27 protein-coding genes and 2 pseudogenes are annotated in these 26,431 nt (G+C 68.8%); 16 read left to right on the top strand and 13 right to left on the bottom strand.

The genetic code is table 11. From position 1 onward, the window contains the following. The first annotated feature begins 5 nt into the window (after positions 1-5). Both ABZS69_RS42150 and ABZS69_RS42145 read left to right on the top strand, forming a co-directional pair. The gene (locus ABZS69_RS42150; protein WP_355382347.1) at positions 6-827 is read left to right on the top strand and encodes a hypothetical protein; all 822 of its coding nucleotides are present in this window, start codon (positions 6-8) and stop codon (positions 825-827) included. A 130-nt stretch (positions 828-957) separates the two neighbouring features. Next, positions 958-1,803: a hypothetical protein gene (locus ABZS69_RS42145; RefSeq protein WP_355382344.1), complete on the top strand. Its 846-nt coding sequence runs from the start codon at positions 958-960 to the stop codon at positions 1,801-1,803. Here ABZS69_RS42145 and ABZS69_RS42140 read toward each other — a convergent pair. Beyond that, on the bottom strand, positions 1,796-2,926 hold the full coding sequence (locus tag ABZS69_RS42140; protein ID WP_355382341.1) for an acyltransferase: 1,131 nt from the start codon (positions 2,924-2,926) through the stop codon (positions 1,796-1,798). The two genes, ABZS69_RS42145 and ABZS69_RS42140, sit on opposite strands and share 8 nt — an antisense overlap. Before the next feature lie 229 nt (positions 2,927-3,155). Between ABZS69_RS42140 and ABZS69_RS42135 the strand changes: the two genes are divergently transcribed. From ABZS69_RS42135 to ABZS69_RS42125, 3 genes are read left to right on the top strand one after another with little or no spacing between them, the layout of a single operon-like run. Then, the gene (locus tag ABZS69_RS42135) at positions 3,156-4,028 is read left to right on the top strand and encodes a hypothetical protein (RefSeq protein ID WP_355382338.1); all 873 of its coding nucleotides are present in this window, start codon (positions 3,156-3,158) and stop codon (positions 4,026-4,028) included. A gap of 9 nt (positions 4,029-4,037) precedes the next feature. Continuing rightward, positions 4,038-4,766 (top strand): hypothetical protein, encoded by a 729-nt coding sequence (locus ABZS69_RS42130; RefSeq protein WP_355382335.1) that lies wholly within the window; start codon positions 4,038-4,040, stop codon positions 4,764-4,766. After that, entirely contained in the window at positions 4,763-6,169 is a 1,407-nt protein-coding gene (locus ABZS69_RS42125) for an O-antigen ligase family protein (protein ID WP_355382332.1), read from the top strand. The genes ABZS69_RS42130 and ABZS69_RS42125 overlap by 4 nt, the downstream gene beginning before the upstream one ends. On the opposite strand, the gene ABZS69_RS42120 is transcribed toward ABZS69_RS42125, so the two are convergent. Continuing rightward, complete coding sequence (locus ABZS69_RS42120) at positions 6,058-6,606, bottom strand: dTDP-4-dehydrorhamnose 3,5-epimerase family protein (protein WP_355382329.1); 549 nt, start codon at positions 6,604-6,606, stop codon at positions 6,058-6,060. The two genes, ABZS69_RS42125 and ABZS69_RS42120, sit on opposite strands and share 112 nt — an antisense overlap. A gap of 10 nt (positions 6,607-6,616) precedes the next feature. Next, positions 6,617-7,540 carry a glycosyltransferase family 2 protein gene (locus ABZS69_RS42115; RefSeq protein ID WP_355382326.1) on the bottom strand — a complete coding sequence of 308 codons (924 nt, stop codon included), beginning with the start codon at positions 7,538-7,540 and terminating at the stop codon, positions 6,617-6,619. A 105-nt stretch (positions 7,541-7,645) separates the two neighbouring features. Here ABZS69_RS42115 and ABZS69_RS42110 point away from each other — a divergent pair, with 105 nt between their 5' ends. Further along, positions 7,646-8,458: a 2OG-Fe(II) oxygenase gene (locus ABZS69_RS42110; protein WP_355382323.1), complete on the top strand. Its 813-nt coding sequence runs from the start codon at positions 7,646-7,648 to the stop codon at positions 8,456-8,458. After that, positions 8,458-9,366: a hypothetical protein gene (locus ABZS69_RS42105; RefSeq protein ID WP_355382320.1), complete on the top strand. Its 909-nt coding sequence runs from the start codon at positions 8,458-8,460 to the stop codon at positions 9,364-9,366. The genes ABZS69_RS42110 and ABZS69_RS42105 overlap by 1 nt, the downstream gene beginning before the upstream one ends. Positions 9,367-9,641: 275 nt before the next feature. On the opposite strand, the gene ABZS69_RS42100 is transcribed toward ABZS69_RS42105, so the two are convergent. Then, positions 9,642-10,025, bottom strand: a complete 384-nt coding sequence (locus ABZS69_RS42100; RefSeq protein WP_355382318.1) for a hypothetical protein — start codon at positions 10,023-10,025, stop codon at positions 9,642-9,644. A gap of 1 nt (position 10,026) precedes the next feature. Here ABZS69_RS42100 and ABZS69_RS42095 point away from each other — a divergent pair, with 1 nt between their 5' ends. Continuing rightward, the gene (locus ABZS69_RS42095; RefSeq protein ID WP_355382315.1) at positions 10,027-10,926 is read left to right on the top strand and encodes a hypothetical protein; all 900 of its coding nucleotides are present in this window, start codon (positions 10,027-10,029) and stop codon (positions 10,924-10,926) included. Here ABZS69_RS42095 and ABZS69_RS42090 read toward each other — a convergent pair. From ABZS69_RS42090 to ABZS69_RS42065, 6 genes are all read right to left on the bottom strand, one after another. Beyond that, on the bottom strand, positions 10,923-11,579 hold the full coding sequence (locus ABZS69_RS42090) for a class I SAM-dependent methyltransferase (RefSeq protein ID WP_355382312.1): 657 nt from the start codon (positions 11,577-11,579) through the stop codon (positions 10,923-10,925). The genes ABZS69_RS42095 and ABZS69_RS42090 overlap by 4 nt on opposite strands. Before the next feature lie 60 nt (positions 11,580-11,639). Next, entirely contained in the window at positions 11,640-12,563 is a 924-nt protein-coding gene (locus tag ABZS69_RS42085) for an NAD-dependent epimerase/dehydratase family protein (protein WP_355382309.1), read from the bottom strand. Positions 12,564-12,696: 133 nt separating this feature from the next. Continuing rightward, positions 12,697-13,743, bottom strand: a complete 1,047-nt coding sequence (locus tag ABZS69_RS42080; protein WP_355382306.1) for a 2-oxoacid:ferredoxin oxidoreductase subunit beta — start codon at positions 13,741-13,743, stop codon at positions 12,697-12,699. Then, positions 13,736-15,580, bottom strand: coding sequence for a 2-oxoacid:acceptor oxidoreductase subunit alpha (locus ABZS69_RS42075; RefSeq protein ID WP_355382303.1), 1,845 nt, complete (start codon positions 15,578-15,580; stop codon positions 13,736-13,738). Before ABZS69_RS42075 ends, ABZS69_RS42080 begins: the two co-directional genes overlap by 8 nt. 190 nt (positions 15,581-15,770) lie before the next feature. Then, positions 15,771-15,860 carry a putative leader peptide gene (locus ABZS69_RS42070; protein ID WP_350733556.1) on the bottom strand — a complete coding sequence of 30 codons (90 nt, stop codon included), beginning with the start codon at positions 15,858-15,860 and terminating at the stop codon, positions 15,771-15,773. Between the two features lie 33 nt (positions 15,861-15,893). Further along, the gene (locus ABZS69_RS42065; protein ID WP_355382300.1) at positions 15,894-17,396 is read right to left on the bottom strand and encodes a polysaccharide deacetylase family protein; all 1,503 of its coding nucleotides are present in this window, start codon (positions 17,394-17,396) and stop codon (positions 15,894-15,896) included. 157 nt (positions 17,397-17,553) lie between these two features. Here ABZS69_RS42065 and ndhC point away from each other — a divergent pair, with 157 nt between their 5' ends. From ndhC to ABZS69_RS42040, 5 genes are all read left to right on the top strand, one after another. Continuing rightward, positions 17,554-17,925, top strand: a complete 372-nt coding sequence (gene ndhC / locus ABZS69_RS42060) for an NADH-quinone oxidoreductase subunit A (protein ID WP_355382297.1) — start codon at positions 17,554-17,556, stop codon at positions 17,923-17,925. A 370-nt stretch (positions 17,926-18,295) separates the two neighbouring features. Beyond that, positions 18,296-18,763 (top strand): NADH-quinone oxidoreductase subunit B family protein, encoded by a 468-nt coding sequence (locus ABZS69_RS42055; RefSeq protein ID WP_355382497.1) that lies wholly within the window; start codon positions 18,296-18,298, stop codon positions 18,761-18,763. Further along, entirely contained in the window at positions 18,760-19,386 is a 627-nt protein-coding gene (locus ABZS69_RS42050) for an NADH-quinone oxidoreductase subunit C (RefSeq protein WP_355382295.1), read from the top strand. Before ABZS69_RS42055 ends, ABZS69_RS42050 begins: the two co-directional genes overlap by 4 nt. Continuing rightward, positions 19,379-20,320, top strand: a complete 942-nt coding sequence (locus tag ABZS69_RS42045) for a complex I subunit 1 family protein (RefSeq protein WP_355382292.1) — start codon at positions 19,379-19,381, stop codon at positions 20,318-20,320. Before ABZS69_RS42050 ends, ABZS69_RS42045 begins: the two co-directional genes overlap by 8 nt. A gap of 181 nt (positions 20,321-20,501) precedes the next feature. Continuing rightward, a complete protein-coding gene (locus ABZS69_RS42040; RefSeq protein WP_355382289.1) occupies positions 20,502-21,341 on the top strand; it encodes a hypothetical protein in 840 nt (279 codons plus the stop codon). 612 nt (positions 21,342-21,953) lie between these two features. Here the strand turns inward: ABZS69_RS42040 and ABZS69_RS42035 are convergent. Further along, a complete protein-coding gene (locus ABZS69_RS42035; RefSeq protein ID WP_355382286.1) occupies positions 21,954-23,345 on the bottom strand; it encodes a protein kinase in 1,392 nt (463 codons plus the stop codon). A gap of 151 nt (positions 23,346-23,496) precedes the next feature. On the opposite strand from ABZS69_RS42035, the pseudogene ABZS69_RS42030 reads away from it, so the two are divergent. Beyond that, a pseudogene (locus ABZS69_RS42030) lies at positions 23,497-23,835 on the top strand (4Fe-4S binding protein); the annotation flags it as partial. Positions 23,836-23,974: 139 nt separating this feature from the next. Here ABZS69_RS42030 and ABZS69_RS42025 read toward each other — a convergent pair. Both ABZS69_RS42025 and ABZS69_RS42020 read right to left on the bottom strand, forming a co-directional pair. Next, positions 23,975-24,097, bottom strand: coding sequence for a hypothetical protein (locus ABZS69_RS42025; protein WP_355382509.1), 123 nt, complete (start codon positions 24,095-24,097; stop codon positions 23,975-23,977). A 322-nt stretch (positions 24,098-24,419) separates the two neighbouring features. Next, on the bottom strand, positions 24,420-24,740 hold the full coding sequence (locus tag ABZS69_RS42020) for a hypothetical protein (protein WP_355382506.1): 321 nt from the start codon (positions 24,738-24,740) through the stop codon (positions 24,420-24,422). Positions 24,741-24,998: 258 nt separating this feature from the next. Here ABZS69_RS42020 and ABZS69_RS42015 point away from each other — a divergent pair, with 258 nt between their 5' ends. After that, the gene (locus ABZS69_RS42015) at positions 24,999-25,832 is read left to right on the top strand and encodes an NADH-quinone oxidoreductase subunit J (protein ID WP_355382283.1); all 834 of its coding nucleotides are present in this window, start codon (positions 24,999-25,001) and stop codon (positions 25,830-25,832) included. Next, positions 25,832-26,134: pseudogene (gene nuoK / locus ABZS69_RS42010) on the top strand (NADH-quinone oxidoreductase subunit NuoK); the annotation flags it as partial. The gene ABZS69_RS42015 and the pseudogene nuoK, both read left to right, overlap by 1 nt. Positions 26,135-26,431 lie beyond the last annotated feature (297 nt).

Raw genomic sequence — 26,431 nt, 5'->3', positions numbered from 1 at the left:
TCCTCTTGTTGATTCGCATCGTGCGCCTGCTCATGCAGCCGGGCCGGATCCTGCTGGCCGTCCTGCGGCGCCTGCCGTTCGGCTCGTACGAGCTGCGCTGCGCGCTCGACCTCCACCCGAGGCCGCACTACGCCTACGGCGTGCAGCAGGCGGCGGAGCTGGCCAGACGCCTCGGCGTCGGCCGGATCAGCGTGGTCGAGTTCGGTGTCGCGGGCGGCTCGGGCATGGTGGAGCTCAACCGCATGGCGGCGCTGGCGACGGCCGCGTCGGGGGTGAAGATCGACGTCTACGGCTTCGACACCGGCGCCGGGCTGCCCAAGCCCACCGACTACCGGGACCTGCCCTACATCTGGCGCGAGGGCGACTTCGTCATGGACGTCGACGCCCTCCGGGCCCGGCTGGGGACGGCCTCGCTGATCCTGGGCAACATCGAGGACACGGTCGGCGAGTTCCTCGACGGCGAGCGTCCGGCGCCGATCGGGTTCGTCTCCATCGACGTGGACTTCTACTCCTCGACCGCGGCGGCGCTCCGGCTGTTCAAGGGCGACCACAAATACTTCCTGCCGCGCGTGTTCTGCTATCTCGACGACACCGTCGGTGACGACGACCAGATCATCCACAACGACTATGTCGGCGAGCTCAGCGCGATCCGGGAGTTCAACGAGGACAACGAGCTGATGAAGCTGGCGCCGATCAACGGCCTGCGGCACAAGCGCGCGGTTCCCGCACCCTGGAACGACAACATCCAGGCGCTGCACCGCTTCGACCACCCGGACTATTCGGTCTATGTGGGCAGGCCGGACACACAGACACAGTTGCCTCTTTAACCCCTCTAACCCCCTGTAACGAAGAAGCGGGCAAAGGCGAGAGAAGGGAAAAGAACCACGCGAGGGGGAAAATCTCGCTATGTCCGTTTTATTGGCAAATAGCCGAATCGGCGATGACGTTCGGCGCAAAATGCTCTTCCAGGGAGACCTCTTCCTCTACTCCGCGACGCCCGCCTCGGTCAAGCTGATCGAGTTCGCCCGCGAGTTGGTCGAGGAGGCGTTCGAGGGCCGCGACCCCCAGACCGCCCAGTACGAGATGCCGGTCGAGGAGTTCGCGGCGCTGCTCGCGGACCTCAAGCCGCGCTTCATCCACCACCCCACCAGCAAGAGGCTCCTCGTCACCCTGCTGGACGAGCTGGGTATGGCGCTGGACAAGACCTACTTCGACGTGCCGAGACTGCGCACCTCCACCGCCGACCACTACCTCGACTCCGGCATCTCCTACGCCTACCACGCCCATCGCGACTGCTGGTACGCCGCGCCGTTCTGCCAGGTCAACTGGTGGATCCCGATCTACGAGGTGGTCCCGGAGAACGTCTTCGCCCTGCACCCGCAGTACTTCGACCGCCCCGTACGCAACGGCAGCGGCCGCTACGACTACGCGGAATGGACCGCGGTGAGCCGGCCCACGGCCGCCCAGCACGTCCACAGCGACACCCGCGAGCAGCCCAAGCCGGAGGAGGCGCTCGACCTCGAGACCGAGCTCCGGCTGGTGCCGGAGCCGGGCGGCATGCTCCTCTTCTCGGGGGCGCACCTGCACTCCACCGTCACCAACACCTCCGGCAGGACCCGCTTCAGCATCGACTTCCGCACCGTCCACATCGACGACGTCCGCTCCCGCGCGGCGGCGCCCAACGTGGACGCCACCTGCCGCGGCACCACCCTGCGGGACTTCTACCGGGCCGACGACTTCACGCGCATCCCGGAGCGGCTCGCGGCGGAGTACGAGGCCGAGGCGCTGGCCAAGGTCACCTGACGAACCGCGCGCGTACGGCGTCGCGCAGCCCCTTCCAGCTCCGGTGCCGCTGGAAGGGCAGCTCGAAGACCGAGGCGAACAACCACGCCGTCCCCACGCTCACCGGCACGGCCAGGGCGAGCGTGAGCAGGAAGGTCGGCATGCCGGGCGGCACGTGCGGGGCGACGACGAGCCGGTTCACCATGACGACGAGCGGTGAGTGGATCAGGTAGAGGCTGTAGGAGAAGGAGCCCAGCCGCCGGAGCGGACGCGTGTCGAGCAGCCGTACGAGCCAGACCGGACGGCCCGTCGCCACACCCGTCAGCAGCAGCCCGGCGGCCGGGCCGACCGCCAGGTCCACCCAGAAGAAGTTCGCGACCACCCAGACCGGCCCGGCGAACACGATGAGCAGGAGCGCCGGGAGCGCGGCGGCCGCCGCGAACCAGTGCCAGGGCAGCCGCTCCGTACGATCCTGCGCGCGCACGACGCCGGCGCAGACCGCGCCCACGGCGAAGAGCACGGCGAACTGCGGGGTCAGCCGCATCAGCAGGTCCACGGCCGGCACGGAAGGCGCCAGCGCCCCCACCGCCACGACGATCGCGGTCACCGCGCCGAGCATCACCGCCGCGCCCATTTTCCGCAGGACCAGCAGCATCAGCGGGAACACCAGGTAGAGCTGCGCCTCGACGGCGATCGACCACAGGGCCCCGTTGGGGCTGGGGGAGCCGAAGACGTCCTGCAGGAGGAGCCCGTAGATGAGGGCCGACTGCCCGGTGGGTGGCTGCTGGCCGGGCTGCGGGATGACCGTCCACGCGATCACCAGGCTGAACGCCAGCGCCGCCCAGTAGGGCGGCAGGATGCGCCAGGCGCGGCGGTTGAGGAACGTGGGGATGCCGCCCAGCCGCCAGCCGGACCGGGCGGGCGAGATCGCCAGCGAGAAGCCCGACAGGACGATGAACACCACGACCGCGAAATGGCCGTACAGCAGCCATCCCGTCCACCAGGGCGCGTCGTTGACCGGGAACCCGGGGAAGGACAGGAGCCAGCAATGGTGCAGGACGACGAACAACGCGGCCAGGCCCCGTAAGCCGTCGAGTCCGGCCAGCCTGCCCCGCGTCGCCGGACGCTCTACTGTCAGCCCCACCGAAGCCCCCGTCGCCGTAGTCGTAGGTCTATCGGTTCGACTACGCGCGGTGTAACCGTTCTTCGGAGATGTAACGTCTGGCCGTGGATGGGCGATGGTCCGCTATAGAGCAAGCATTGCTGATGCGGGGGAACGTACCAAAATGGAGTTCTGGAAGGCGATCCTTGGTCTTCTCCGCCGACTTCGAATAGGCCCGCCACTGGTCCTTCTGTCGATCCTGGTGGGCGCTGTGGTGTACACGGTCCTTCCGGCGCACTACACGGCCGATGTCTCCCTCGTCCTGGCCACGCCGGTGAACGGCGGCACCGTTCCCTCCGACAGGACCAAGCAGGGGCTCACCAATCCGTTCCTCTCCTTCAACGACGCACTGAAGACCGGGGCCAGCATCGTCATCCTGTCCATGAACACGCAGGACGTCTGGACGCAGCTCGGCGCGCCCAAGGACGGCCCGACGGAGATCACGATCGACGACGGGCGCTCCAACCCGAACGTCCTGGACATCAACGGGCCCTACATCTACATCAGGGTCGACAGCGAGTCCCCGCAGAAGGCCACGGCCGTGCTGATGGCGGCACGTGAGCGAGTGGCGACCGAGCTGTTCAAGTGGCAGAAGGCGCTCGGCGCTCCGGCCAACACCTTCATCACCTCCACCGACATCGTGCCGCCGTCCACGCCCGAGTCCGACCACAGCGTGAACTGGCAGGGGGCGATCGGCGGCGCCGTGCTCACCCTGGTCCTGGGTCTCGGCATCGCCTACGGCGTGGTGACCAGGCGCGCGCCCAAGCAGCAGAAGCGGCCTGATCCCCCGGCGCCCATGGCGGTCCCGCTGGCCGCTCCCCTGGCGACCCCGGCCCCGGCCCCGACCCCGGCCCCGACCCCCAGCCCGGCGCCGAGCCCCAGCCCGGTCCTCAGCCCGCTCGCCACCCCGGCCCCCGCTCCGGAGCCGGTGCCCGTGGCGCAGCCGGTGGAAGTGCCGGAGCCGGTGTCCATGGATCTCGACGACGACAGCTCCGCCACCATGGAGTTCCCCATCTACCGGGGGGAGCCCCTCTCGCCTGTGCCCTGGCCCGGGAAGGCGAGCCAGGACAACGGCGAGGGATGAGGCCCGCGCATGGACTTCTGGGCGACGGCGAGCATCCTGTTCAAGCGCTGGTACGTGACAATCCCGGCCTTCCTGCTCACGATCGTGGGAGCGTTCGGCGTCTTCGCCGTGGCGCCCAAGACCTTCATCTCCAGCTCGGCGCTGGTCCTGACCCTGCCGGTCACCGGCGGCAGCGTGCCCAGCGACCCCAGGTTCCCCAACCCGCGCACCAACCCCCTGGTCTCCTTCGACCAGGGGCTGAGCATGACCTCGTCGATCCTCATCCAGGCGCTGAACACCCCTCAGGCGGTCGCCAAGGTCGGCGCGCCGATCGGCGGCGACGTCACACTCAAGATCACCAGCGGGGGAACGAACCCCGAGATGATGCCGGCGACCCCGTTCATCGTGATCACCTGCGAGGCGCCGAGCGCTGAGCTGGCCCACGGCATCGTCGTGAAGGTCACCGAGCTGGCCCAGCAGGAGCTGCGCGCCCGCCAGCAGCAGGTCAACGCGCCGCCCACCACGTACGTGAGCGCCACCGTCGTGGTGCCGCCCACCCAGCCCGACGAGAAGAAGGGCAGCCGGATGCGCAGTGCGGTGGTCACCGGGGCGCTGGCGTTCTTCATGAGCCTGTTCGCCGCCTTCGCGTTCGAGAGCTTCGTCCGCCATCGCCGGGCCCGCCGTCCGAGCCCGCCCGAGCTCGGACTGTACGAGCCTGTCGCGAGCAACGGAACCCGGTCGCTGGCTGGACGCGAATGACCACGGCCACCCTGCCGCGGCGGCCGCTCCGCCGCGCCGACGGCGCCACGCTGGTCTGCGTCTTCGTCGTGGTCCTGCTCATGCTGCCGGCCCGCCTGGCGGTGGCCGGGCTCCCGCTGTCGCTCACGCCCGCCGAGATCATGGCACTGGCGCTGGGCGTGGTGTGGGTGTGCGCGCAGATGGTCACCACGACGGGCGTGGCCAAGGGCGGCAACCCGGTCCGCACCGCGATCTTCGTGTACGGCATGCTCCTGCTGGCGATCTACGGGTACACGACCTACCGGTACCTGCCGTCCGACGAGCTCAACCTCTCCGACCACACGTTCGTGCTCTACGCGGGCTACGTGAGCGTGCTCCTGGTGATGTGCGACGGCATCGGCAGCCGCGAGCGCCTCGACTTCGTGCTCAAGGCGGTCGTGATCGGCGGCACGTTCGCGGCGATCGTCGCCCTGCTGCAGTTCCGGCTCGACTTCGACGTCACCCAGTACATGCAGATCCCGGGGCTGCGCCACTCCTCCGTCGAGGAGGTGCCCACCGTGATCTCCCGCTCGGACCTGCGCCGCGTCGCCGGCACGCTCGGGCATCCGATCGAGTTCGGGGCGGTGTCGGCGATGCTGCTGCCGCTGGCCGCGCACCTCGGCTTCCAGGCGCGCAGCCGCGGCGAGGCCGCGACCCGCTGGTGGATGTGCGCCGTCATCATCGCGGCCGGCCTGATGTTCTCGGTCTCCAGGACCGCCGTGCTCGGCCTGGCCGGGGCGGGGCTGATCCTGCTGCTCGGCTGGTCCAACCGGCGGCGGATCGTCACCATCGGCGCGTTCGTGGTGTTCCTGGGCTTCATGAAGGTCCTGGCGCCCGGCCTGATCGGCACGTTCTACAACCTGTTCGCCGGCGCCGGCGAGGACAGCAGCATCATCTACCGCACCCACGACTACCCCTTCGCGATGCGGGAGTTCGGCAAGAGCCCGATCTTCGGCCGTGGGCTCGGCACCTGGTATCCCTTCAAGCATCAGGTGTTCGACAACCAGTACCTGCTGTCACTGGTCGAGACCGGGCTCGTCGGCGTGCTGGGGTTCGTCGGCGTGATCGGGTGCGGGATCGTGGTCGCCCTCTGGGTCCGCCGGCTGAGCCCCGACCCGAACGTCCGCAACCTGGGGCTCACCATCGCCGCCTGCCTGGTGATCCCGCTGCTGGGGGCGGCCACCTTCGACCTGCTCTCCTTCCCCGGCATCACCAGCGTGATGTTCCTGCTGGTCGGCGCGGCGGGGGCGCTGCTGCGGTTCGAGCGCCGGGATCAGGCGGACAGGCTGGTCCTGAGCTCCTTCCAGGAGCCCGCCGACCTGTCGCGCTCGCTGATCGCGGTGACCGGCAACGGCCAGGGCAGCGCGAGGTCGGGGTCGTCGTAGCGGACGGCCAGGTCCTCGGCGGGGTCGTGCTCCCTGTCGATGCGGTAGCAGACGTCGGCGTGCTCGGTCAGCGCCTGGTAGCCGTGCAGGATCCCCGGCGGCACGTAGAGGTGCGCGAACGACACGTCGTCGAGCCGGACGGTGACGTGCGAGCCGAACGTCGGCGAGGCCGGGCGCGCGTCCACCAGGATGTCGAGCACGGCGCCGTGCGCCGCCCGTACGAGCTTGGCCTCGCCGCGGCCCGAGCGGCCGTGCATCCCCCTGATCGTGCCCAGGCGCGAGCGCGACTGGCTGTCCTGGATGAACGTCGCGTGGTCCAGCCCGTGCTCCGCGGCGATCGCGGCGTCGAAGGTCCTGGTGAAGAAGCCCCGATCGTCGTGGAAGGGCGTCGGCACGAACAGCAGCACGCCTTCGAGCTCCAGATGCTCGACTCTCATGGTGTCCCTTTCATCCGGGTAGGGTGCGCAGCCGCCGGGAGGGCCTGAGGAGGGCCACGACCGACGCTCTGGCCGTACGGCGGCCCGCGGCGGCCCGCATGGCCTCGCCGAGCAGGACGGCGAGATAGAAGCCCACGGTCGCGATCCTGCCCCTGCGCCGCCGGAACAGCCGCACGCGGTTGACCGTGAGCAGCGCGGCGAGCATCGGGCTGGTCTTCGCCTCGCCGCCGATGTGCTCGACCACCGCGGCGGGCTCGTACCAGAGGGTCCAGCCCCCGTCCGCGGCCCGCAGCGCGAACTCGGTCTCCTCGCTGTAGAGCAGGAAGGACTCGTCCCACGGGCCGACCTCGGTGAGAGCCGCGACCGAGATGAGCATGGCGGCCCCGGTGGCCCAGTCCGCGGGGCCGGGTCGTTCGTAGCGGCCGGGGTCGACGATCATCTCGCCCAGCGCGCCGACGCGGCCCGCGAGGTGCCCGCCGAGCACCGCCTCGGCCAGCGCACGGCGTACGGCCGGCGTGCGGCGCAGCGAGTGGTGGAGCACGCCCTCGGTGCTGAGCAGCCGCGGGACGGCGATGCCGGTGCCCGGACGGCCGAGGGCCTCGCTCAGCACGGCCAGCGAGCCGGGGCGCAGGCGGCAGTCGGGGTTCATCACGAAGATCGCGTCGAGCTCGTCGAGGTCGAGCGCCGCGATCCCGGCGTTGATCGCCGCCGCGTACCCGGCGTTCCGGCCCACTGGAACGGGACGGACGGGCAGGCCGGTGGCCTGTTCCGCGATGCCGAGCGAGCCGTCCTTGGAGGCGTTGTCGGCCACGACGACGGCGGTGAGCCGTACCCCGGCGCTGCCCTCGGGCAGGGAGGCCAGGCAACCGCCGAGGACCGGAGCGCTGTTGTAGGTCACGATCACGATCGCGACTCGGGGAGGGCCGGGCGTCACATGTCGCCATCGCGCCCCAGCAATGGAGCGTTACAGGTAACAGCTGACACGGCTGAGGCGATGAGGAGGTAGGGGCCGGGTGTCGTAGAGACGGAGACACATTTCATGCAGGATCTGCAGGCGTTCACCTTCCGCCGGGATGACCTCTTCCCGTTGGCGGACAAGTATTCCGAGCAGTTCCGTACGGCCTCGCCGTTCCGCCATGTGGTCATCGACGACTTCCTGCCGCCCGAGGTGCTGGAGCCCGTCCTCGGGGAGTTCCCCGAGCCGCGTGACGCGACCTGGGAGCGGTTCGACACCGCTCGCGAGGTGAAGCTGGCGCTGGCCGACACCGAGCGCATGGGGCCGGCCACCAGGCATCTGCTGGCGGAGTTCAACAGCGGGGTGTTCGTCGAGTTCCTGGAGCGGATGACCGGCATCACGCAGCTCGTCTCCGACCCGCACTTCGAGGGCGGCGGCCTGCACCAGATCCGGCCGGGCGGCTTCCTCAAGGTGCACGCCGACTTCAACAAGAGCCGGAAGCTCAACCTCGACCGCCGGCTCAACGGCCTGCTCTACCTCAACAAGGACTGGGAGGAGAGCTACGGCGGGCACCTGCAGCTGTGGAACCGGGACATGACCGAGTGCGAGGGCAAGATCCTCCCGCTCTTCAACCGGTTCGTGCTGTTCGCCACGACCGACGACGCCAACCACGGGCATCCGGACCCGCTCACCTGCCCGCAGGACCGGGCGCGGCGCTCGATGGCGCTCTACTACTACTCCAACGGCAGACCCGAGGACGAGGTCACCGACGACCACACCACGCTGTTCAAGCAGCGGCCCGGCGAGGCGTGGAAGAGCAACCTGCGCCAGGTCGCCAAGCGCTGGACGCCACCCGCGCTGGCCGATCTCGTCGGCGGCCGGAGGACCAAGGCCTAGTGAGGTCGTACGTCGTCGGTCTGGGCCTGATCGTGCTGCTGAGCGGGTGCCAGAGCTCCGGCGCCCGGGAGCCGATCGCCACCCGGCCGCCCACCCCGAGCGCGTCCGAGTCCGCTTCGGCCCCGCCGCTGAAGCCGCAGGAGCGGAGCTGGCCGGGGCCGGACAACACGGGTGTGCCCAAGGGCGTGCCCCTACGCGAATCCGGATCCATCCGGGTGACCAAGAGCGGCACGGTCATCGACGGCGTCGAGGTGACCGGCTACATCACGGTCGAGGCCGACAACGTGACCATCCGCAACACGCGGGTCCGCGGCACGAAGGGCTGGTGGGGGATCCTCCAGCGCGAGGGGCGCACCGGGCTGACGGTCGAGGACAGCGAGATCTTCGGCAACGGCAAGGAACGCACCCAGTTCGGCATCCTCAACCAGGGCAAGCTGCTCACGGTGCGCCGGGTCGACATCCACACGATCTCCAACGGGATCCTGACCCAGCAGGGCGTGGTCGAGGACTCGTACGTGCACGACCCGAAGTACTACTCCGGCGACCACACCGACATGATCATGTCGACCGGGCCGCCCGCCGACGGCACCGAGCTGATCATCCGGCGCAACACGGTGATCAACACGCTCGACCAGACCGGCGCGATCGCGCTCTTCCAGGACTTCGGCGTGGTCAAGAACGTGACGGTGGAGGGCAACCTGCTGGCCGGGGGCGGCTGGTCCCTGTACGCGGGCGCCGGGGCCAAGGGCAAGTCGTCGAACATCAAGGTGATCGGCAACGTCTTCAGCCGCAAGGTATGGCCCAAGGGCGGATCTGCCGGGCCGGTTTCATATTGGGATAAGGACGGGCCCGGAAATACGTGGCACGGCAACACCTGGGAAAACGGCGGGACGGTAAGTCCGGGATAACGGGCTTTTTGTGATCATTGAGAAAGGTGAGATTTCTGGGAATTGAGGGGTAAGCGAGTCCTTTTCGGCAAAAACCCCTCTTTGTGCTTCCGGCGTGGCTACTCTCTCCCCTTGGGGACTCGACGTGGCCGTGATCGGAAGGAGTCGCCTGTGTCGCGACATCGGGGCAGTAAACGAAGTAAAAGGCGGAACGCGTGGTTACCCCTGGCAGGTGCCTCCGCCATCGCGGTGCTGGCCGGCGGGTACGGCATCGTCGCCTCTGACGCGCTGAAGCCTCAGGCGGCCCTGACGGACGCGGGCGGGGCGAAGGCTTCGGTCTCGCCGCACGCCGCCGCCGGGCAGAAGTCCCGGCCGCGGCCCACCACCGAGAGCCCGCGGCCGCGGAAGGAGCGGACCAGAGGACCGTGGTGGTGGCCCAAGCGGCCCACCAAGAAGCCGACCTCGCGGCCGACGCCCAAGCCGACCGGGACACCCGTCAAGACGCCGACCCTGATCTCCTCGCCGACACCGACACCGACGCAGACCAGGACGTCCGGTGCGACTCCGACACCCACGCGTGAGACGCCGACGCCCACCAGGACGCCCGAGACTCCTACACCGACTCCCACCAGGACGCCCGAGAGTCCCACGCCGACCCCGACGCGGACCCCGACTCCCACGGTGACGCCGACGAGGACGCCCACCACTCCGACCGCGACCCCCACGGCGACCCCCACGAGGACGCTGCCCGGGACCCCCACGGCGACTCCCACGAAGACGCCGACGACCACCGCCCCGCCGCCGAGCGGCGGCTGGCCCGGACCCGGGAACACCGGCGTTCCCGCCGGCACCGACCTGGTCCGCAAGACCGGCTCGATCGTCATCAAGGAAGACGGCAAGGTCATCGACGGCTGGGACATCACCGGCGACATCACGGTCGAGGCCGACAACGTGACCATCCGCAACACCCGGGTGCGCGGGCAGGACGACTACTGGGGCATCCTCCAGCGCGAGGGCTTCTCGGGCCTCAAGGTCGAGGACAGCGAGATCTTCGGCAACGGCAAGAACCGCACCCAGTTCGGCATCCTCAACCAGGGCAAGATGGTCACGATCCGCCGCGTGGACATCCACACGATCTCCAACGGCATCCTCACCGACCAGGGGCTGGTCGAGGACTCGTACGTGCACGACCCGAAGTACTACTCCGGCGACCACACCGACATGATCATGTCGACCGGCACCGCCGCCGCGGGCACCGAGCTGATCATCCGGCGCAACACGGTGATCAACACGCTCGACCAGACCGGCGCGATCGCGCTCTTCCAGGACTTCGGGGTGACCCGCAACGTCACCGTGCAGGGCAACCTGCTGGCCGGGGGCGGCTGGTCACTGTACGCGGGCGCCGGCAGGAAGGGCCTGTCCTCGAACATCAAGGTGATCGACAACGTCTTCAGCCGCAAGGTGTGGCCCAAGGGCGGATCTGCCGGCCCGGTGTCGTACTGGGACTCCAACGGGCCGGGCAACGTCTGGAAGGGCAACACCTGGGAGAGCGGCGGAGCGAGCGTGCTGGCCGCGGACTAGCTGCGGATCGCGATGACCGACTTCACCAGCCCGGCCAGCCGTTCGAAGCGGATCTGGGACTTGGGGAAGTAGTGCCGCATCTCGGTCACGCTGAGCAGCTCGACCTCCATGGCGATCATCCGGGCGGCGTCGCGGTCGGAGGTCGGGGTGTGGACCAGCGGCCAGCGGCGCAGGATCGTCGTCCGCGCGGCGAGCGGCAGGAACTGGAACCCGGGGAACAGGAAGTGCGGCTCGACCGGGAAATAGCGGTAGGGCGTCTGCACCCAGTGCCGCTCGGCCATCTCGTGCACGGTGTCGGCGAACCGCTGCCGACGCTGGTGCCCGCCGACGTGCTCGATCACCGCGTTGGAGAACACCAGGTCGTACCGCGTGCCACGGATCGCGGCCGGCAGGTCGCAGGCGTCGGCGATGTCGGCGCGCAGCCATGACGGCAGGTCGGCGGGCGGCTGCTCCAGGTTGACGATGTGTACGTGCGCCGGCTTGACCGGCGCTCGCATCCAGGCCCCGGCGGTGCCGCCGAGGTCGAGCACGTTCATCTGGTCGAGGTCGGGGAACCGGTCGGCGAACCACTGCCACCGCCGCGCCCGTGCCTTGGCCCCCAGCGAATCCGGAGCGTCCACGAAACGGCTGCGCAGGGCATTCAGACGGCTCATAAAGGCGCTCCTCCGGCCAGGATAAGTCCCCTCCATGCTCCCAGAATTATGCCGGCGCGGCTAAGCCTGTGATTCTTTGTGACATTCTTGCGACGCGTACCAATCGACAGTCCGGCGCAACCCTTCGTCCAATTCCGTGACAGGACGCCAGCCCAGCCGATCGGCGGCGGGCGCGATGTCGCCGACCTGCGTAATATCGTGCGGACGATCAGGGGCCGCGCCGAATTCGGGCTTCGTGCTCGCGCCGGTGATCCGATAAAGCCGCTCGACGACCTCATGGGCCGGGGTCCTGACGCCGGTCCCGATATCCAGCGAGTGCCCGACGGCCTTGTCCGATTCGCCCGCCAGAACGTAGGCGTCGACGACGTCGTCGACGTAGATCCAGTCGGCGAGCTTGGCGGCCCTGGTGAGCCGGGGGTGCTGGCCGCGCAGGAGGCAGAGCGTCACGTAGGGGACGAGCTTGGTGGTGTCGGGCTGGGCCGGCCCGTAGACCATGCTGGGGCGCAGGACGGTGACGGGCAGCCCCCAGAGCCGGTGGTAGAGCTGCGCGTAGCCGGTGGCGGCCCATTTGGACATCGCGTACGCCGACGATGGCGACGCGTGGTCGTTGCCGGGGCGCGGCTCCTCGATGGAGCCGGTGAAGACGGTCTTGACGCCGCCTTCGTGCGCGGCGGCCAGCACGTTGACCCCGCCGATGACGTTGTTCTCCAGGGTCGCGCGGACGACCTCGTCACCTCTCGAACCGGTGACCTCGCCGGCGAGGTGGAACAGGTGGGTCGGCCGTACCGACCGGAAGAGGCGCGTCGTCGCGTCGGCGTCGCTCAGGCTCGCCACGTGCCAGGTCTCGCCGTGGCGAGCCTGCTGGGGGCGGCGGCTGACGGCGTGCACCTGGGCGCCGAGCGCTCGTAAGCGCGTCACCAGATGCGCGCCGATGAATCCGGCCGCCCCGGTCACCAGCACCACGGTTTCCGGCCAATACGACATCGTGGATTGACCTCCGCGTTGAATGGTCGCGCTCACTTGGCCCTCGCCGGCCACGCAAGCTACCGCTCTCGGGCCTGAACGTTCGCCACTCCGCGGGGAAGATGGAGCCGTTCGGGCCGACGGCTCCATCTAATCAGCCGATGCGCCAGGTGTCTCCACCCATGAGCAGGTCGCTCAGGTCGCCGGGGCCCTTCTGCGCCACGGCCTCCTCAAGCTGCTCGGCCATCAGCACGTCGTATGCCGGCCGGTCGATCTGCCGGAAGATGCCGATCGGCACGTGCTCGAACGCCGGCTCGTCCAGCCTGCTGAGCGCGAAGGCCACCGACGGGTCGGGGGCGTGCGCGTCGTGCACGAGGATCTGGTCCTCGCTCACGCCGTCGCGCGCCACCACCTCGATGCCCCCGTTGGCCGCCCGCACGACGGCCTTGGAGGCGCTCACGATCGGCTGCCCGTGCTCCAGGCGCAGCGTGATGTCGTCGCGGACACTGGGGTCCTTGAGCTGCTCGAAGGCGTTGTCGTTGAAGATGTTGCAGTTCTGGTAGATCTCCACCAGCGACGTGCCGCGGTGCGCGGTGGCCTCGCGCAGCACCGACTGCAGGTGCTTGCGGTCGGAGTCGATGGTGCGGGCCACGAACGACGCCTCGGCGCCGAGGGCCAGCGAGATCGGGTTGAACGGCTTGTCCAGCGAGCCCATCGGCGTCGACTTGGTGATCTTGCCGACTTCGGAGGTGGGCGAGTACTGGCCCTTGGTCAGCCCGTAGATCCGGTTGTTGAACAGCAGGATGTTCAGGTTGACGTTGCGGCGCAGGGCGTGGATCAGGTGGTTGCCGCCGATCGACAGCGCGTCGCCGTCACCGGTGATCACCCACACCGACAGGTCGGGCCGGGAGGCGGCCAGCCCCGTCGCGATGGCGGGCGCGCGGCCGTGGATCGAGTGGAAACCGTACGTGTTGAGGTAGTACGGGAACCTCGACGAGCAGCCGATGCCCGACACGAACACGATGTTCTCGCGCTTGAGCCCCAGCTCCGGCAGGAAGCTCTGCACCGCGGCCAGGATGGCGTAGTCGCCACAGCCGGGGCACCAGCGGACCTCCTGGTCGGACTTGAAGTCCTTCAGGGTCTGCTTGGCGTCGGTCTTGGGGATGAGCGACAGGCCCTTCCCGTTAACGAGCTCAGTCACTGTCGATCACGTCCTGGATGACTCCGGCCAGCTCCTCGGCCTTGAACGGGAGCCCGCGCACACGGTTGTAGCTGATCACGTCGACGAGGTAGCGGGCCCGCAGCAGCAGCGCGAGCTGGCCGAGGTTGATCTCGGGCAGCAGCACCTTGTCGTAGCTCTTGAGCACCTCGCCGGTGTTGGCGGGCAGCGGGTTGAGGTGGCGCAGGTGGGCCTGGGCGACCTTGCCGCCGTTGCGCCTGATCCGGCGGACGGCCGCGGCGATCGGGCCGTACGTCGAGCCCCAGCCGATGACCAGCACCTTCGCGTCGCCGTCGGGGTCGTCGACCGCCAGCTCCGGCACGTCGATGCCGGCGATCTTCGCGGCGCGCGTGCGGACCATCAGGTCGTGGTTGTTCGGGTCGTAGGAGATGTTGCCGGTGCCGTCGGCCTTCTCGATGCCGCCGATGCGGTGCTCCAGCCCGGCCGTGCCGGGGATGGCCCACGGGCGGGCCAGCGTCTCGGTGTCGCGCTTGTACGGCAGGAACTCGCCGTCGGCGCCGTTCGGGGCGTCGGTGAACGGCTGCGAGATGTCCGGCAGGTCGGATACTTCGGGCAGGCGCCAGGGCTCCGAGCCGTTGGCCAGGTAGCCGTCCGAGAGCAGCATGACCGGGGTGCGGTACTTGACCGCGATCCGGGCGGCCTCGATGGCGGCGTCGAAGCAGTCGCTCGGCGACATCGGCGCCACGATCGGCACCGGCGACTCGCCGTTGCGGCCGAACATGGCCATCAGCAGGTCGGTCTGCTCGGTCTTGGTCGGCATGCCGGTGCTCGGGCCCGCGCGCTGCACGTCCACGATGAGCAGCGGCAGCTCCGTGGTGACCGCCAGGCCGACGGTCTCGGCCTTCAGCGCCACACCCGGGCCGGACGTGGTGGTCACGCCGAGCGCTCCGCCGAACGCGGCCCCGAGCGCCGCGCCGACGCCCGCGATCTCGTCCTCCGCCTGGAAGGTGCGGATGCCGAACCGCTTGTGCTTGCTCAGCTCGTGCAGGATGTCGCTGGCCGGGGTGATCGGGTAGGAGCCCAGGAACAGCGGCAGCTTGGACTGCACGCTGGCGGCGATCAGACCGTAGGCCAGGGCCTGGTTGCCCGAGATGTTGCGATAGACGCCGGGGGCGAGCTGGGCGGGCTTGACCTCGTACGAGACGGAGAAGGACTCGGTGGTCTCGCCGTAGTTCCAGCCGGCCTGGAAGGCGGCGATGTTGGCCTTGGCGATGTCAGGCTTCTTCGCGAACTTCTGCTCGAGGAACTTGACGGTGTGCTCGGTCGGCCGGTGGTAGAGCCAGCTCAGCAGGCCCAGCGCGAACATGTTCTTCGACCGCTCGGCGTCCTTCTTGGACAGGTCGAAACCTTCGAGGGCCTTGACGGTGAGCGAGGTCAGCGGCACCGCGTGCACGCGCCACTCGCTGAGCGAGTCGTCCTCCAGCGGGTTGGCGTCGTAGCCGACCTTCTGCAGGTTGCGCTTGGTGAACTCGTCGATGTTCGCGATGATGTCCGCGCCCCTGGGCAGGTCGCCCAGGTTGGCCTTGAGTGCCGCCGGGTTCATGGCCACGAGCACGTTCGGCGCGTCGCCGGGCGTGAGGATGTCGTGGTCGGCGAAGTGGAGCTGGAAGCTCGACACACCCGGCAAGGTGCCTGCGGGCGCGCGGATCTCGGCGGGGAAGTTGGGGAGCGTCGACAGGTCGTTGCCGAACTCCGCCGTGCCGGCGGTGAAGCGGTCGCCGGTGAGCTGCATGCCGTCGCCGGAGTCGCCGGCGAATCTGATGATCACGCGGTCGAGCTGCTGGACCTGCTTGTTCACAGCGCCTCCCTCTTCAGTGCTGTGAACGAAACTCGACTGTGCTCATTGGTGCCCTCGCTGCGCTGGGTCACGGCTCAGTCCTCCTCGACGCCCGAGGCGCGTTCGCCGCGGGCGCGTTCTCTGTATCCATGCTAGATCCTCGGAAGGTCGCGCGTTTGCTTCCCGCGGAGAGCGGGTAAACGCGGTCGAATCAGGGTGAGGTGGGAGAACGACGACACAGCCCGGACGCCAGCCTGCAGAGGTCCACATGCAGGCGGGCATAGAGAACGGTGCGGGTCACGAGCGCCAACTATACGTCCCCCCAATACGTGTCTTACGTCAGGGGTCGCTTACCCGGCAGCTCGTCCCCCGACCGGTACAGGCGTCCGGCCTGCATCCCTGCCGAGCCGTACAACTCAGGAACGGTGACGAAGCTGTAACCCTTCCCCCGCAGCCTTTTGAGGATGTCCGGAACCGCGTCAACGGCTTCCCGGTGGATGTCGTGCATGAGAATGATCGCACCTGGATGCGCCTTGCGCACGGCAAGGTCCGTGATGTCGCCCGCTTTATGTGTGAGCAGGTCCTCGGCGTCGACGTCGTAGTCGACCAGAACGAGCCCCAGCCCGGCCGCGACGTCGCGCACGGTCTGGCTCATGGCCCCGTACGGCGCCCGCGCGAGCGTCGGCCGCTGCCCGATCGCGGCCTCGACGACGTCGACGGTACGCGCGAGCGAGTCGGTGATCCTGCTGGTGACCTGCTTGGACAGGTCCTTGTGGTCCCAGGTGTGGTTCCCGACGAGGTGCCCTTCCGCGCTCATCCTCTTGATCAGCTCGGGCTGGGCGGCGGCGTTCGAGCCGACCACGAAGAACGTCGCCCTGGCCCGGTCTTTCCGCAGGATGTCCAGCAGTTTGGCGGTGAAGGGCCCGGGGCCGTCGTCGAACGTCAGCGCCACGCACTTGGCCTTGGCGCAGTCGACGGTGCCCGCCTGGTTGCTGGCGGCCTGCGGGCTCTCCGCCGTTTCGGGCTGCCGGATCGGCGCCCTCGCGGCCGCCTCGTGCACAGTGTCCTGCGCCTGCCTGGCCGCCTCCCGTACGCCGTCCTGCGCCCGCTGCCCGAACTCGGACAGCAGCGGACGTACCCGCTCCGCCGGGATGGCCACGGCCAGCCGCCCCAGCGAGCACGGCCCGATCTGGCAGTCGTCGAACTCGACCACCAGGTCCCCGCTCCGGTTGAACGCCATCGAGTCGAAGCGGTCGCCGCGGGCGCTGACCTCTTCCCGCGCCACCTGCGCCCCGCGTCCTTTGAGCCGCTCGCGTACCAGGTGGGCGAGCTGCCGCAGGGCGTGCTCGCCGTCGAGCAGCCCGGCCGACTCCGTGACCTTGCCCGCGCGCCGGTCGAACCAGTACGTACGCGTGGAGTAGCTCCAGCCCGCGCCCTGGAACTCGCCGGTACGCAGCCGCACCGCGATCGCCTGGGGAGAGGCGGCGGCGAGCTGCCAGTCCACGTTCAGCTCGGGCCGCGGGTAGGCGGCGCGACCTCTGGTCCGCCCGCGGAAGTCCCGCAGCTGCCGCTCGGCCTGGGCGCGCAGGGCGCGGTTGAGGGCGGGGGCGGACTGGAACTCGGGGTAGTCGATATGCACAAATCGGGTGCCGGCGTAGTGGTCGTCGGTGAGCGTCCTGGTGGACAGGCCGGCAACGGCCGCCGGGTCGACAAAGTCGATCATCGTCGGCTCTGCCGGGACCACGACGTCCCTCTCGGGGGAGGCGGACGCCAGACCGCAGGCGGTCGCTGAGAGGGCCAGCAGAGCGATTCCGGAGAAGAATCGCGTTTTGCGCATGGATGTCAGGGTATGGGGCTGATCTTGCGGTTTACCCTGTTTTGACGTGATCACTCCCGAGCCTTTGACTGGGGCGGGTACGTTGCCCCGTGATCGGGGATGATTCGTGGGCTTTGACCCGATTCGTAGATGGGCATCCCGGGTTACGATCTCCCCCATGGAGGGCTATTTCGGGTCCTACGTACTTGTCGCCGCGCTGCTCGCCATAGGCGTCGCCATCGTGGCCGGCGCCCTGCTGGCCAACCGCCTCCTCCGCCCGACCCGCCCGACCCCGGAGAAGCTGACCACGTACGAGTGCGGGGTCGACCCGGTCGGGGAGGGGTGGGCGCAGTCACAGGTCCGCTATTACGTCTTCACGTACCTGTACGTGGTGTTCGCGGTGGACGCCGTCTTCCTCTTCCCCTGGGCCACGGTCTTCGACGCGCCCGGCTACGGGCTGACGACGCTCGTGGAGATGTTCGTCTTCCTGGGCTTCATCGCCCTCGGCATCCTGTACGCCTGGCGCAAACGCGTACTCACCTGGACCTAGCCCCGCCCCCGCACCTAGCCCCTGCCCCAGCTCCGCGCCCCGCTCTGCCCATTCCGCGCACCGTGCTCAACCTGGCACTGCCCGCCCTTCGTACCCTCTCGACCCGCACCCCCTGCCCGACCACCGCCGTCCACTGCTCCCACCACCGCCCGCCCTCACGCCGCTGGAGCCCCGCCCCGTCCGGCCAGCGTGCGGTGCAGCACCCCAGGGAGACCCCGACAGCCCGTCACCATGCCAAGAAACCCCCAAACACCCCCCAAGAGAAGATTCCTTTGCCTGACCTGCGATCCGCGCAAGAATGGTCAACATGGCAGCAACAGACCTCCCGATGCCCACCGTGGGCCCGATCTCCAGGTTGGCGCCCAAGCCGATGCGCTTCGTGCTCAACTGGGGCCGGCGCTACTCGCTGTGGGTGTTCAACTTCGGGCTGGCCTGCTGCGCCATCGAGTTCATCGCGACCTCGATGAGCAGGCACGACTTCATCCGGTTCGGCGTGATCCCGTTCGCGAACGGTCCGCGCCAGGCCGACCTGATGATCGTCTCCGGCACGGTCACCGACAAGATGGCCCCGGCCGTCAAGCGGCTCTACGAGCAGATGCCCGACCCGAAGTACGTGATCTCCTTCGGCGCCTGCTCCAACTCCGGCGGCCCCTACTGGGACTCCTACTGCGTGACCAACGGCGTGGACCAGATCATCCCCGTCGACGTGTACGTGCCCGGTTGCCCGCCCCGCCCGGAGGCCCTCCTGTACGGGATCATGAAGCTCCAGGAGAAGATCGCCGAGGAGAAGCTCAGCGACCGGTACGTGTGGTCCCGCTCCCACGGGGAGGACGTGTGACCGAGGGAACCCCGGACCGCCCGGACACGGCCTACCAGGCCGCACCGGGTCAGCCATCCGACGGCACTCACCCCCCTGGCCCCCTCACCCACCTGGACACCCGATTCGGAGCCCGAGCCGAAATCTCCGAGTCCTACGGTGACATCACGATCGACGTGGCCTCCACCGACTGGATCGAGCTCCTGACGTTCGTCCGAGACGACCTCGGCTATGCGTTCTTCGACTGGCTGACCGGCGTCGACGACCCGCCGGACGCCTTCCTCGTCGTGGCCCACGTCTACAACCTGACCACCAACGCCCGCCTGCTCCTCCGCACCCGCGTACCCCGCGAAGACCCCCACCTCCCCACCGCGGTAGGCGTCTACCGGGGCGCGAACTGGCACGAGCGCGAGACGTACGAGATGTTCGGCGTGATCTTCGACGACCACCCCTACCTCGTGCCGCTCCTCCTGCCGGACGGGTTCGAGGGCCATCCGCTCCGCAAGGATTTCATCCTCGCCGCCCGCGTGGCCAAGCCGTGGCCCGGCGCCAAGGAGCCCGGCGAGTCGGGGCACGGCGCTCCGAGCCGCCGTAAGACGCTTCCGCCAGGAGTTCCAGCCGACTGGGGGCCGCCCGATGCTTGAAGTGGTGCTGAGCTTCGCCGTCATCCTCATCGTGTTCCTGGTTCTGCCGCTGATCGTCGGGCAGACCGAGCACAAGGTCATGGCTCACATGCAGTCGCGGCTGGGCCCCATGTACGCGGGCCGCTTCCACGGCTGGGCGCAGCTCATCGCCGACGGGGTGAAGTTCGCGCAGAAGGAGGACGTCATCCCGGCCGCGGCCGACCGCCGCATCTTCATGATCGCCCCGGGCGTGGCGCTCGTCCCGTACCTCGTCGTGCTGATCGCCATCCCCATCGACCGGGGCCTCGTGGCCGTGAACCTCGACCTCGGCCTCTTCTTCGTCCTCGCCGTCATGGGCGTCGGCGTCCTCGGTTCGATCATGGCCGGGTGGGCCTCGGCCAACAAATACTCGGTGCTCGGCGGCATGCGCTCGGCCGCCCAGCTCATGTCGTACGAACTGCCGCTGGTCCTGGCGGCCTCCTCCGTCGCGATGGCCGCGGGCACGCTGTCGATCCCGGGCATCGTCGAGGCGTGGCAGTGGTGGTGGCTGCCGTGGCAGGCCGTCGGCGGCGTCGTCTTCTTCCTGGCCGGGCTCGCCGAGCTGCGCCGACCCCCGTTCGACATGCCGATCGCCGAGTCCGAGATCATCATGGGCCCGATGACCGAGTACACGGGCATGCGCTTCGCGCTGTTCATGCTCTCCGAGTACGTCGGGATCGTGGTCCTGTCGTTCCTGACCACCGTCCTGTTCCTGGGTGGCTGGCACGGCCCGTTCCTCCCCGGCTGGCTGTGGACGCTGATCAAGGTCTTCGCGCTGTCGTTCGTGGTGATCTGGTTTCGCGTGACGTTCCCCCGGCTGCGCGAGGACCAGCTCCAAAAGCTCGCCTGGGCGATCCTGGTCCCCCTGGCCCTGGGCCAACTGGCCCTGACCGGCATCATCAAGGTTCTCGTCTAGAGCCGAAACTTTAGGTTCGCTTTATTCGTCGTACCGGGCAGGGGGCCTTGGGGGTATGACTGTGAACCATCTTGTGCCGATCTCAGGCGCGACGGAGGGCGAACTCCGCCCGGATACCGTCCTGACGTTCCACGGCCGAACCTTGGTCGTCACCGACAATGTTTCAGGCCATTCCGTACACGTGACACCCGCGAGCCTGTACCACTACAACTGCCGGCAGGCCACCGCCAAAACCGGCAGGCACCAACCCGTGCAAGGCGTGGCGGCCCTGGACGCGGACGGCCTGGTCCTGCTCGACCTGCCGGGCGAATGGCACCAGCCCGACCTGGACCTTTTCTTGCAGAGAGCGGGCGTCCCGTTGCTGGACGCCCGCTCCCACCCTGAGGGTCACGTACGCACGGTCCTGGCAAGCCGCGCTCCCGGCTGGCAACGCCTCCGGGGTCTCCGACCGTCATTCCCGCGCAAATGGCACAAACCGGTGGCCATTTGCGCGGGAATCGCAGGCGTGGTGCTCATGGCGTACCTGGCATCTCTGGGAATGTGGGCCGCCTGGCGCGCTGTCTCCTCAATAGGCCGGTTCGTCCTGGAAATGCTCGAAGCCAAATGGCTGATGGTCGCCTTCAGCCCCGCCCTGCTGATCCTGCGCCCCGCGTTCGGACGCATCAGCCGCTGGCAAATACGAAGAGGTGCCATCCTGGCCTCCTCAGGCCGCGGGCCGTACCTCAAGGCGAACTCCTCCGGCAAACTCCAGATCCGCCACGGCGCGGAGACCACCGCCACCCTGCGAATAGGCGAAGCCCCAGGCGAGGCCTTCAGCCTGCTCCTCTACCAGTACGACACCCTCACCGGCCTCTTCATCCTCGACCGAACCGGCCGCCCCCTCCACCACCTCCCGGGCCCCTGGCTCCCCGGACACGCCCAGTCCTTCACCAACCGCCACAACCTCGCCCTCGCCGTACACCGCATCTCCCGCGAGGAATACCTCAACCTCACGCGAACCACCAAGCAAGCCACCCCCTGACCCAAGAAGGGGGCAGCGGGGGCTTCGGCGCCGGGTTCGACGTAGCGCATGGCTCTTGTGCCGGGTCTTGTCCCTGATGAGCTGGAGCGGAACTTCGGCGTCGCCGAGGTGGGTGGCGGCGCTGTGCCGGAGTCGGCGGAGGTGGAGTCCTGCGTACTTGTCGAGCAGCACCCGGGCGCGGTCGTAGCCGAGCCGGGCCCAGCAGCCGGTGCAGGGCCGTCTTGGCCACGGCCCGGGTCTTGTCCGAGGTTTCCTCGCGGCCTTCGGCCCTTGCCTGACGTGCCCCGCTGCCCCCTTCAGGCGTACTTGGTCGGCGGGCCAAGAACCACAGCATTCGCCCGCGCCCAGCCCGGCGCACGCTGCGTTCCCCGAGATCACCAACTACCAGTCCATGCGCATGACGCGCCAAGAACCACAGCACTCGCCCGCGCCCAGCCCAGTGCACGCTGAGCCCCCAAGATCAGCTGCCGGACAGGCCCACTCCAGGCGCGCCCAACCAGCCGGAGAACACATCGCAACGGCACCCGCCCGTGCGCTCGGCGTGTTCACGGGGTGAAGCCAACCGACCTGTCCTCATTCAGAAAGCCACCGTCGACCCCTGGGCAGCACACCTCAGTGCACGATCGCCAGCATCACATCAGACGCCGAAGGCCGATCCTCCGGGCTCTTGTTAAGACACGACCCCACAATCACCCGCAAAGCAGGCGGCAACGGCGACAGGTCCGGATGTAACGTCAGCACCCGGTTGAACACAGCAGGCACAGTGTCCTCCCCGAACGCAGGCCGCCCCGTAGCCGCGAACATCATCGTCACAGCCCAGCTGAACACATCGGAAGCCGGCCCCACAGTCTCCCCCGTCAGCTGCTCAGGCGACATGTACGGCGGCGTCCCGACCATCTTCCCCGACGTCATCGTCACCTGATCCAGCGCCCGGGCGATCCCGAAGTCGATCACCCGCGGCCCGTCGCTCCCGATCAGCACATTGCTCGGCTTGAAATCACGATGCACGATCCCCGCCTTGTGGATAGCCGCCAGCGCCCCGGCTGTGGATAACGCCAGCCGGGTCAGACTGTCCTCATCCCGCGGCCCGTGCTTCTTGACGAGCTGCTCCAGCGACGGCCCATCCACGTATTCGCTGACAATGTAGGCATGCTGCCCGGAGATGTTCACGTCGAGCACGCGGGCTGTGGAAAACGTCGCCACCCGCCGAGCCGTGTCCACCTCCCGCGCGAACCTGGCCCGCGCCATCTCGTCGACAAGATCGTGCAGCACCTTCACGGCCACCCGCGCCCCGGTGGGCCCCACGGCCAGATAAACCGCCCCCTGCCCACCGCGCCCGAGCGACTGGAGCACCCGATACTGCCCGATCCACTCGGGCTCTCCAGGACGCCGCCGGCGCGAATCGGGCTCGCCCGGACGACTCCGATAGCTCTCAGCAGGACCGGGACGCGATTGCCGGGTCTCGGCGGAGGAAGGACGCCGCTGGTACGTCTCGGCGGAGGAAGAGCGCGGCCGGTGCGTCTCGGCGGAGGAAGGACGCGGCCGGTGCGTCTCGGCGGGGCCGGGACGCTGCTGATAGGGGCCAGGCTCCCGGTGCCCACGCGGGTAGGAGGGCGAGGTCGTCCTCTGGTGCAGATCCGTGTGCAGCGGATGCACCGGCCCGTGCAGGCGAAGCCGAGTCGTCCGTGCCATCTTCGGCACCAGAATCCCCGAGTGAACAACTCCACCGAGCCAACTGACGATCAGCCCCAGCGAGACCAGCAAGGACAGTGGCTGGGGAATGTCCTCGTAGGTTTCGTACGCCAGCGCCGCGATCACGAACGACCCGATGGAGACCAGATAGACGGACGCCGCGAAGACCTGCAAGATGCTCCGTAGCCAGAACGCGGCGAACCCGATGGTGAACGGGGTCGCCAGCCCGCACGTGAACAAGGGCAGGCAGGCCCACACGATGGCGGCCGCCCACGCCCCGCCACCGGGACGGACCTGATGGCTCTGCTGCATGGCCGAGAGACTATCGCCCCGCCACGGTTCATACCGGGCATGCACACAGCTTGTGGATAACTCCCCGTCAACCTGTGGACGGCTGTGGAAAACTGGGGACAGTGTCCCCACTCATTTGCCTGCGGGGCCAATTGCGTCATGATATTGAAGCATGGGGCGGATACCAGGAGTCGGGCTAGCGAAGGGGCTGTCCATCACCCTGCGCCACATGCTGCGCAAATCGGTGACACAGCAGTATCCCGAGGTCAAGCCTGCCCTCCCGCCCCGCAGCCGCGGCGTTATCGCCCTGGTTGAGGAAAACTGCACCTCTTGCATGCTCTGTGCCCGAGAGTGCCCCGACTGGTGCATCTACATCGACTCGCACAAGGAGACGATCCCGGCCCCCGAGGGTGGCCGCCCCCGCCAGCGGAACGTCCTCGACCGCTTCGCCATCGACTTCAGCCTGTGCATGTACTGCGGCATATGCATCGAGGTATGCCCCTTCGACGCCCTCTTCTGGTCTCCGGAGTTCGAGTACGCGGAAGGCGACATCCGCAACCTCATTCATGAGAAGGACAAGCTGGCCGCCTGGACCCAGACGGTCCCCCTGCCGCCGGCCCACGACCCGGGCGCCGAGCCCCCGAAGGAGCTCACCGCCGCCCCGCGCCGCCCAGCGGCCGCGCGCACACCTCGTACGGCACCACCGCCCAGAGGTACGGCAGGCGCAGAACCATCCACCCGGCCCGCGGCAGCAGCACCGGCAGCCGGAACAAGCGACACAAGGCCCGCCCCGGATGCCGGGCAAGAGGGAGCAAAGGGCCCGGAGTCCACAACAGGAGCAACGCAAACAGAGCGCCCAGCAGGCGTCCCCGCAACACCGCCGGAAACTGCCGCCCCTGGGACGACGCCCGAATCCGGCGCCCCCGGCACCTCGGCGACGGCACCTGGAACCGGCGCCCAGGACGGCGAGCCCACCGCGAGCACGCCCGGATCAGGCCCCGCCGCTGCTACGTCACACACGCCAGGTGGACGCCCACGCCGCACGATCCAGAACGTACGGGGAATCCGTCCCCCAGGCGCACTCCCATCCCGCGCTCAGGACGACCGCCCGCCCACACCAGGTGAGACGAACGCCGGCGCGCCGGGCTCCACCGCCTCGACGGCAGGCGGCCGGCCGACCACATCGCGCCCAACAGAAGAGGGCAAGACGGCCGCACCTCGCACCACAAAGGAAGACAACACAGCGGACAGCGAGCCGACGACCGCTCTGTCTTCCCCGGAAACCGGCGAGACGCCCTCCGTAGAAGTCGGCGAGACGCCCACCTCCGGCGAGGCATCCACCACGGGCGAGACACCCGCCACGGGCGAGACACCTGCCACCGGTGAGACGTCCACCATCGGCGAGACGTCCACCATGGGCGAGACACCCGCCACCGGCGAGGCGACCACCACCGATCCCGCCGCGGTGGAGCCACCCCCGGGGCAGGCTTCATCCACAGGACAGCCGCCCCCAGAAAAGTTGTCCACAGCCTCGGGCGCCCCGCAACCGGAGCCCGGGCCGGAGGAGCAGACTTCTGCCGCGAGCCCCCGCAGGCGCAGGATGGCCGATCCACGGTCCATCCGACCGCCCGGGCGGCTCGGCCCTGACGACACAAGGGAGTCCGAGGAGGAGTCGTGACCGAAGCGGTGCCCTCCTACCTGTCACCCACCGGGCAAGAGATCGTCTTCTTGCTGCTGGGCGCGGTAGCGGTTGGATCGGCGCTGCTTGTCGTCACGACCAGACAACTCGTCCACGCCGCCCTCTGGCTCGTGGTGTCCTTCGGCGCCCTGGCGGGCGGCTATCTCGTCCTGACCGCCGAGTTCGTGGCCTGGGTCCAGGTGTTGATCTACGTGGGCGCGGTGGTTGTGCTGCTGCTGTTCGGCATCATGCTCACCCGGGCCCCCATCGGTCGCTCCCCAGACCTGGACAGCGGCAATCGCCTGGTCGCAGCCCTGGTGGCGGTGGCGACGGCAGCCATCCTCGTCACGGTGGTGATCGACGGATTCCACGCCGCCTACACACCGCTGACTCCCGGCCATGGTGCGGCCAAGGAATTGGGCGCCAGTGTGTTCGCCACCTGGGTGCTGCCGTTCGAGGCGCTGTCCGTGCTCCTGCTCGCCGCCCTGATCGGCGCCATCGTGCTGTCCCGTACGGACATCCCCGGCGGCTCATCACCCGCCCCGACCGGGAGCAGCACGCCACCCGACCAGCCGGACACCACTGATTCACCGGCCCCCGAGACCGGGAGCGACCCGGCGCCCGACCGGCCGGGCGCCACTGATTCACCGGCCCCCGAGACCGGGAGCGACCCGGCGCCTCAGCAGTCATCGGCTGGGGGAGGCACGCGTACGGGGGGTAGGTCACCATCCACTGAGGTCGGGGAAAGCTCGCCGGCCCGGACGGAGGCCAGCCCGTCGCCCCTCAGCACCCGGGACAACCCGGTGCCCGACCGGACCGGGGGTCATTAGTGCACATCGTCTACCCGGCTGTCGTCTCCGCGCTCCTGTTCTCCATCGGCGTGTACGGCGTGCTCGCCCGGCGCAACACGATCCTCGTGCTGATGTCGGTCGAGCTGATGCTCAACGCCGTCAACCTCAACCTGGTGGCCTTCGACGTGTGGCTGGCCGACCGCCTGCACAGCGGCCAGGTCCTAACGCTGTTCGTCATCGTCATTGCGGCCGCCGAGGTGGGCCTGGGGCTCGCGATCGTGCTGGCGCTGTACCGCAACCGCCGCACCGTCGACATCGACCACCTCCGCGACCTGGCCGAACCCACCGACGAGCCCTCCACCGGCGAGTCCTCCGCCGACGCTCCCGACGGCGACGCTCCCGACGGCGACGCGCACTCGACAACGGCACCCGTACGAGGCAACTCCATCGCCCCGGAGCGCACCCCCGAGCCCGCCACAGTCCTCGCCAACAAGGCTGACTCCACCAAGCGCCGCGTGGACGGCACCCCAGAACCCAACGAGCATCATCACACCCAGACGTCCCTCCAAGGCTCAACCCAACAGGACGGGTCAAGCGAGACGGATCGGACAGGGCGCGCGCAGACCGAAGGCGGCCGT

This window comes from Nonomuraea sp. NPDC005650 (genome assembly GCF_040605375.1).
Taxonomy (GTDB): Bacteria; Actinomycetota; Actinomycetes; order Streptosporangiales; family Streptosporangiaceae; genus Nonomuraea.
The sequence above is the reverse complement of the archived record's forward strand: the minus strand, read 5'-3'. Positions and strand labels throughout refer to the sequence as shown.

Excerpts from the sequence above, each read along its gene's own strand:
- ABZS69_RS42145 (WP_355382344.1), top strand. The coding sequence starts at position 958 with ATGCTCTTCCAGGGAGACCTCTTCCTCTACTCCGCGACGCCCGCCTCG.
- ABZS69_RS42130 (WP_355382335.1), top strand. The coding sequence starts at position 4,038 with ATGGACTTCTGGGCGACGGCGAGCATCCTGTTCAAGCGCTGGTACGTG.
- ABZS69_RS42125 (WP_355382332.1), top strand. The coding sequence starts at position 4,763 with ATGACCACGGCCACCCTGCCGCGGCGGCCGCTCCGCCGCGCCGACGGC.
- ABZS69_RS42120 (WP_355382329.1), bottom strand. The coding sequence starts at position 6,606 with ATGAGAGTCGAGCATCTGGAGCTCGAAGGCGTGCTGCTGTTCGTGCCG.
- ABZS69_RS42110 (WP_355382323.1), top strand. The coding sequence starts at position 7,646 with ATGCAGGATCTGCAGGCGTTCACCTTCCGCCGGGATGACCTCTTCCCG.
- ABZS69_RS42090 (WP_355382312.1), bottom strand. The coding sequence starts at position 11,579 with ATGAGCCGTCTGAATGCCCTGCGCAGCCGTTTCGTGGACGCTCCGGAT.
- ABZS69_RS42085 (WP_355382309.1), bottom strand. The coding sequence starts at position 12,563 with ATGTCGTATTGGCCGGAAACCGTGGTGCTGGTGACCGGGGCGGCCGGA.
- ABZS69_RS42065 (WP_355382300.1), bottom strand. The coding sequence starts at position 17,396 with ATGCGCAAAACGCGATTCTTCTCCGGAATCGCTCTGCTGGCCCTCTCA.
- ndhC (WP_355382297.1), top strand. The coding sequence starts at position 17,554 with ATGGAGGGCTATTTCGGGTCCTACGTACTTGTCGCCGCGCTGCTCGCC.
- ABZS69_RS42055 (WP_355382497.1), top strand. The coding sequence starts at position 18,296 with ATGCGCTTCGTGCTCAACTGGGGCCGGCGCTACTCGCTGTGGGTGTTC.
- ABZS69_RS42045 (WP_355382292.1), top strand. The coding sequence starts at position 19,379 with ATGCTTGAAGTGGTGCTGAGCTTCGCCGTCATCCTCATCGTGTTCCTG.
- ABZS69_RS42035 (WP_355382286.1), bottom strand. The coding sequence starts at position 23,345 with ATGCAGCAGAGCCATCAGGTCCGTCCCGGTGGCGGGGCGTGGGCGGCC.
- ABZS69_RS42020 (WP_355382506.1), bottom strand. The coding sequence starts at position 24,740 with ATGGTGGACGTCTCGCCGATGGTGGACGTCTCACCGGTGGCAGGTGTC.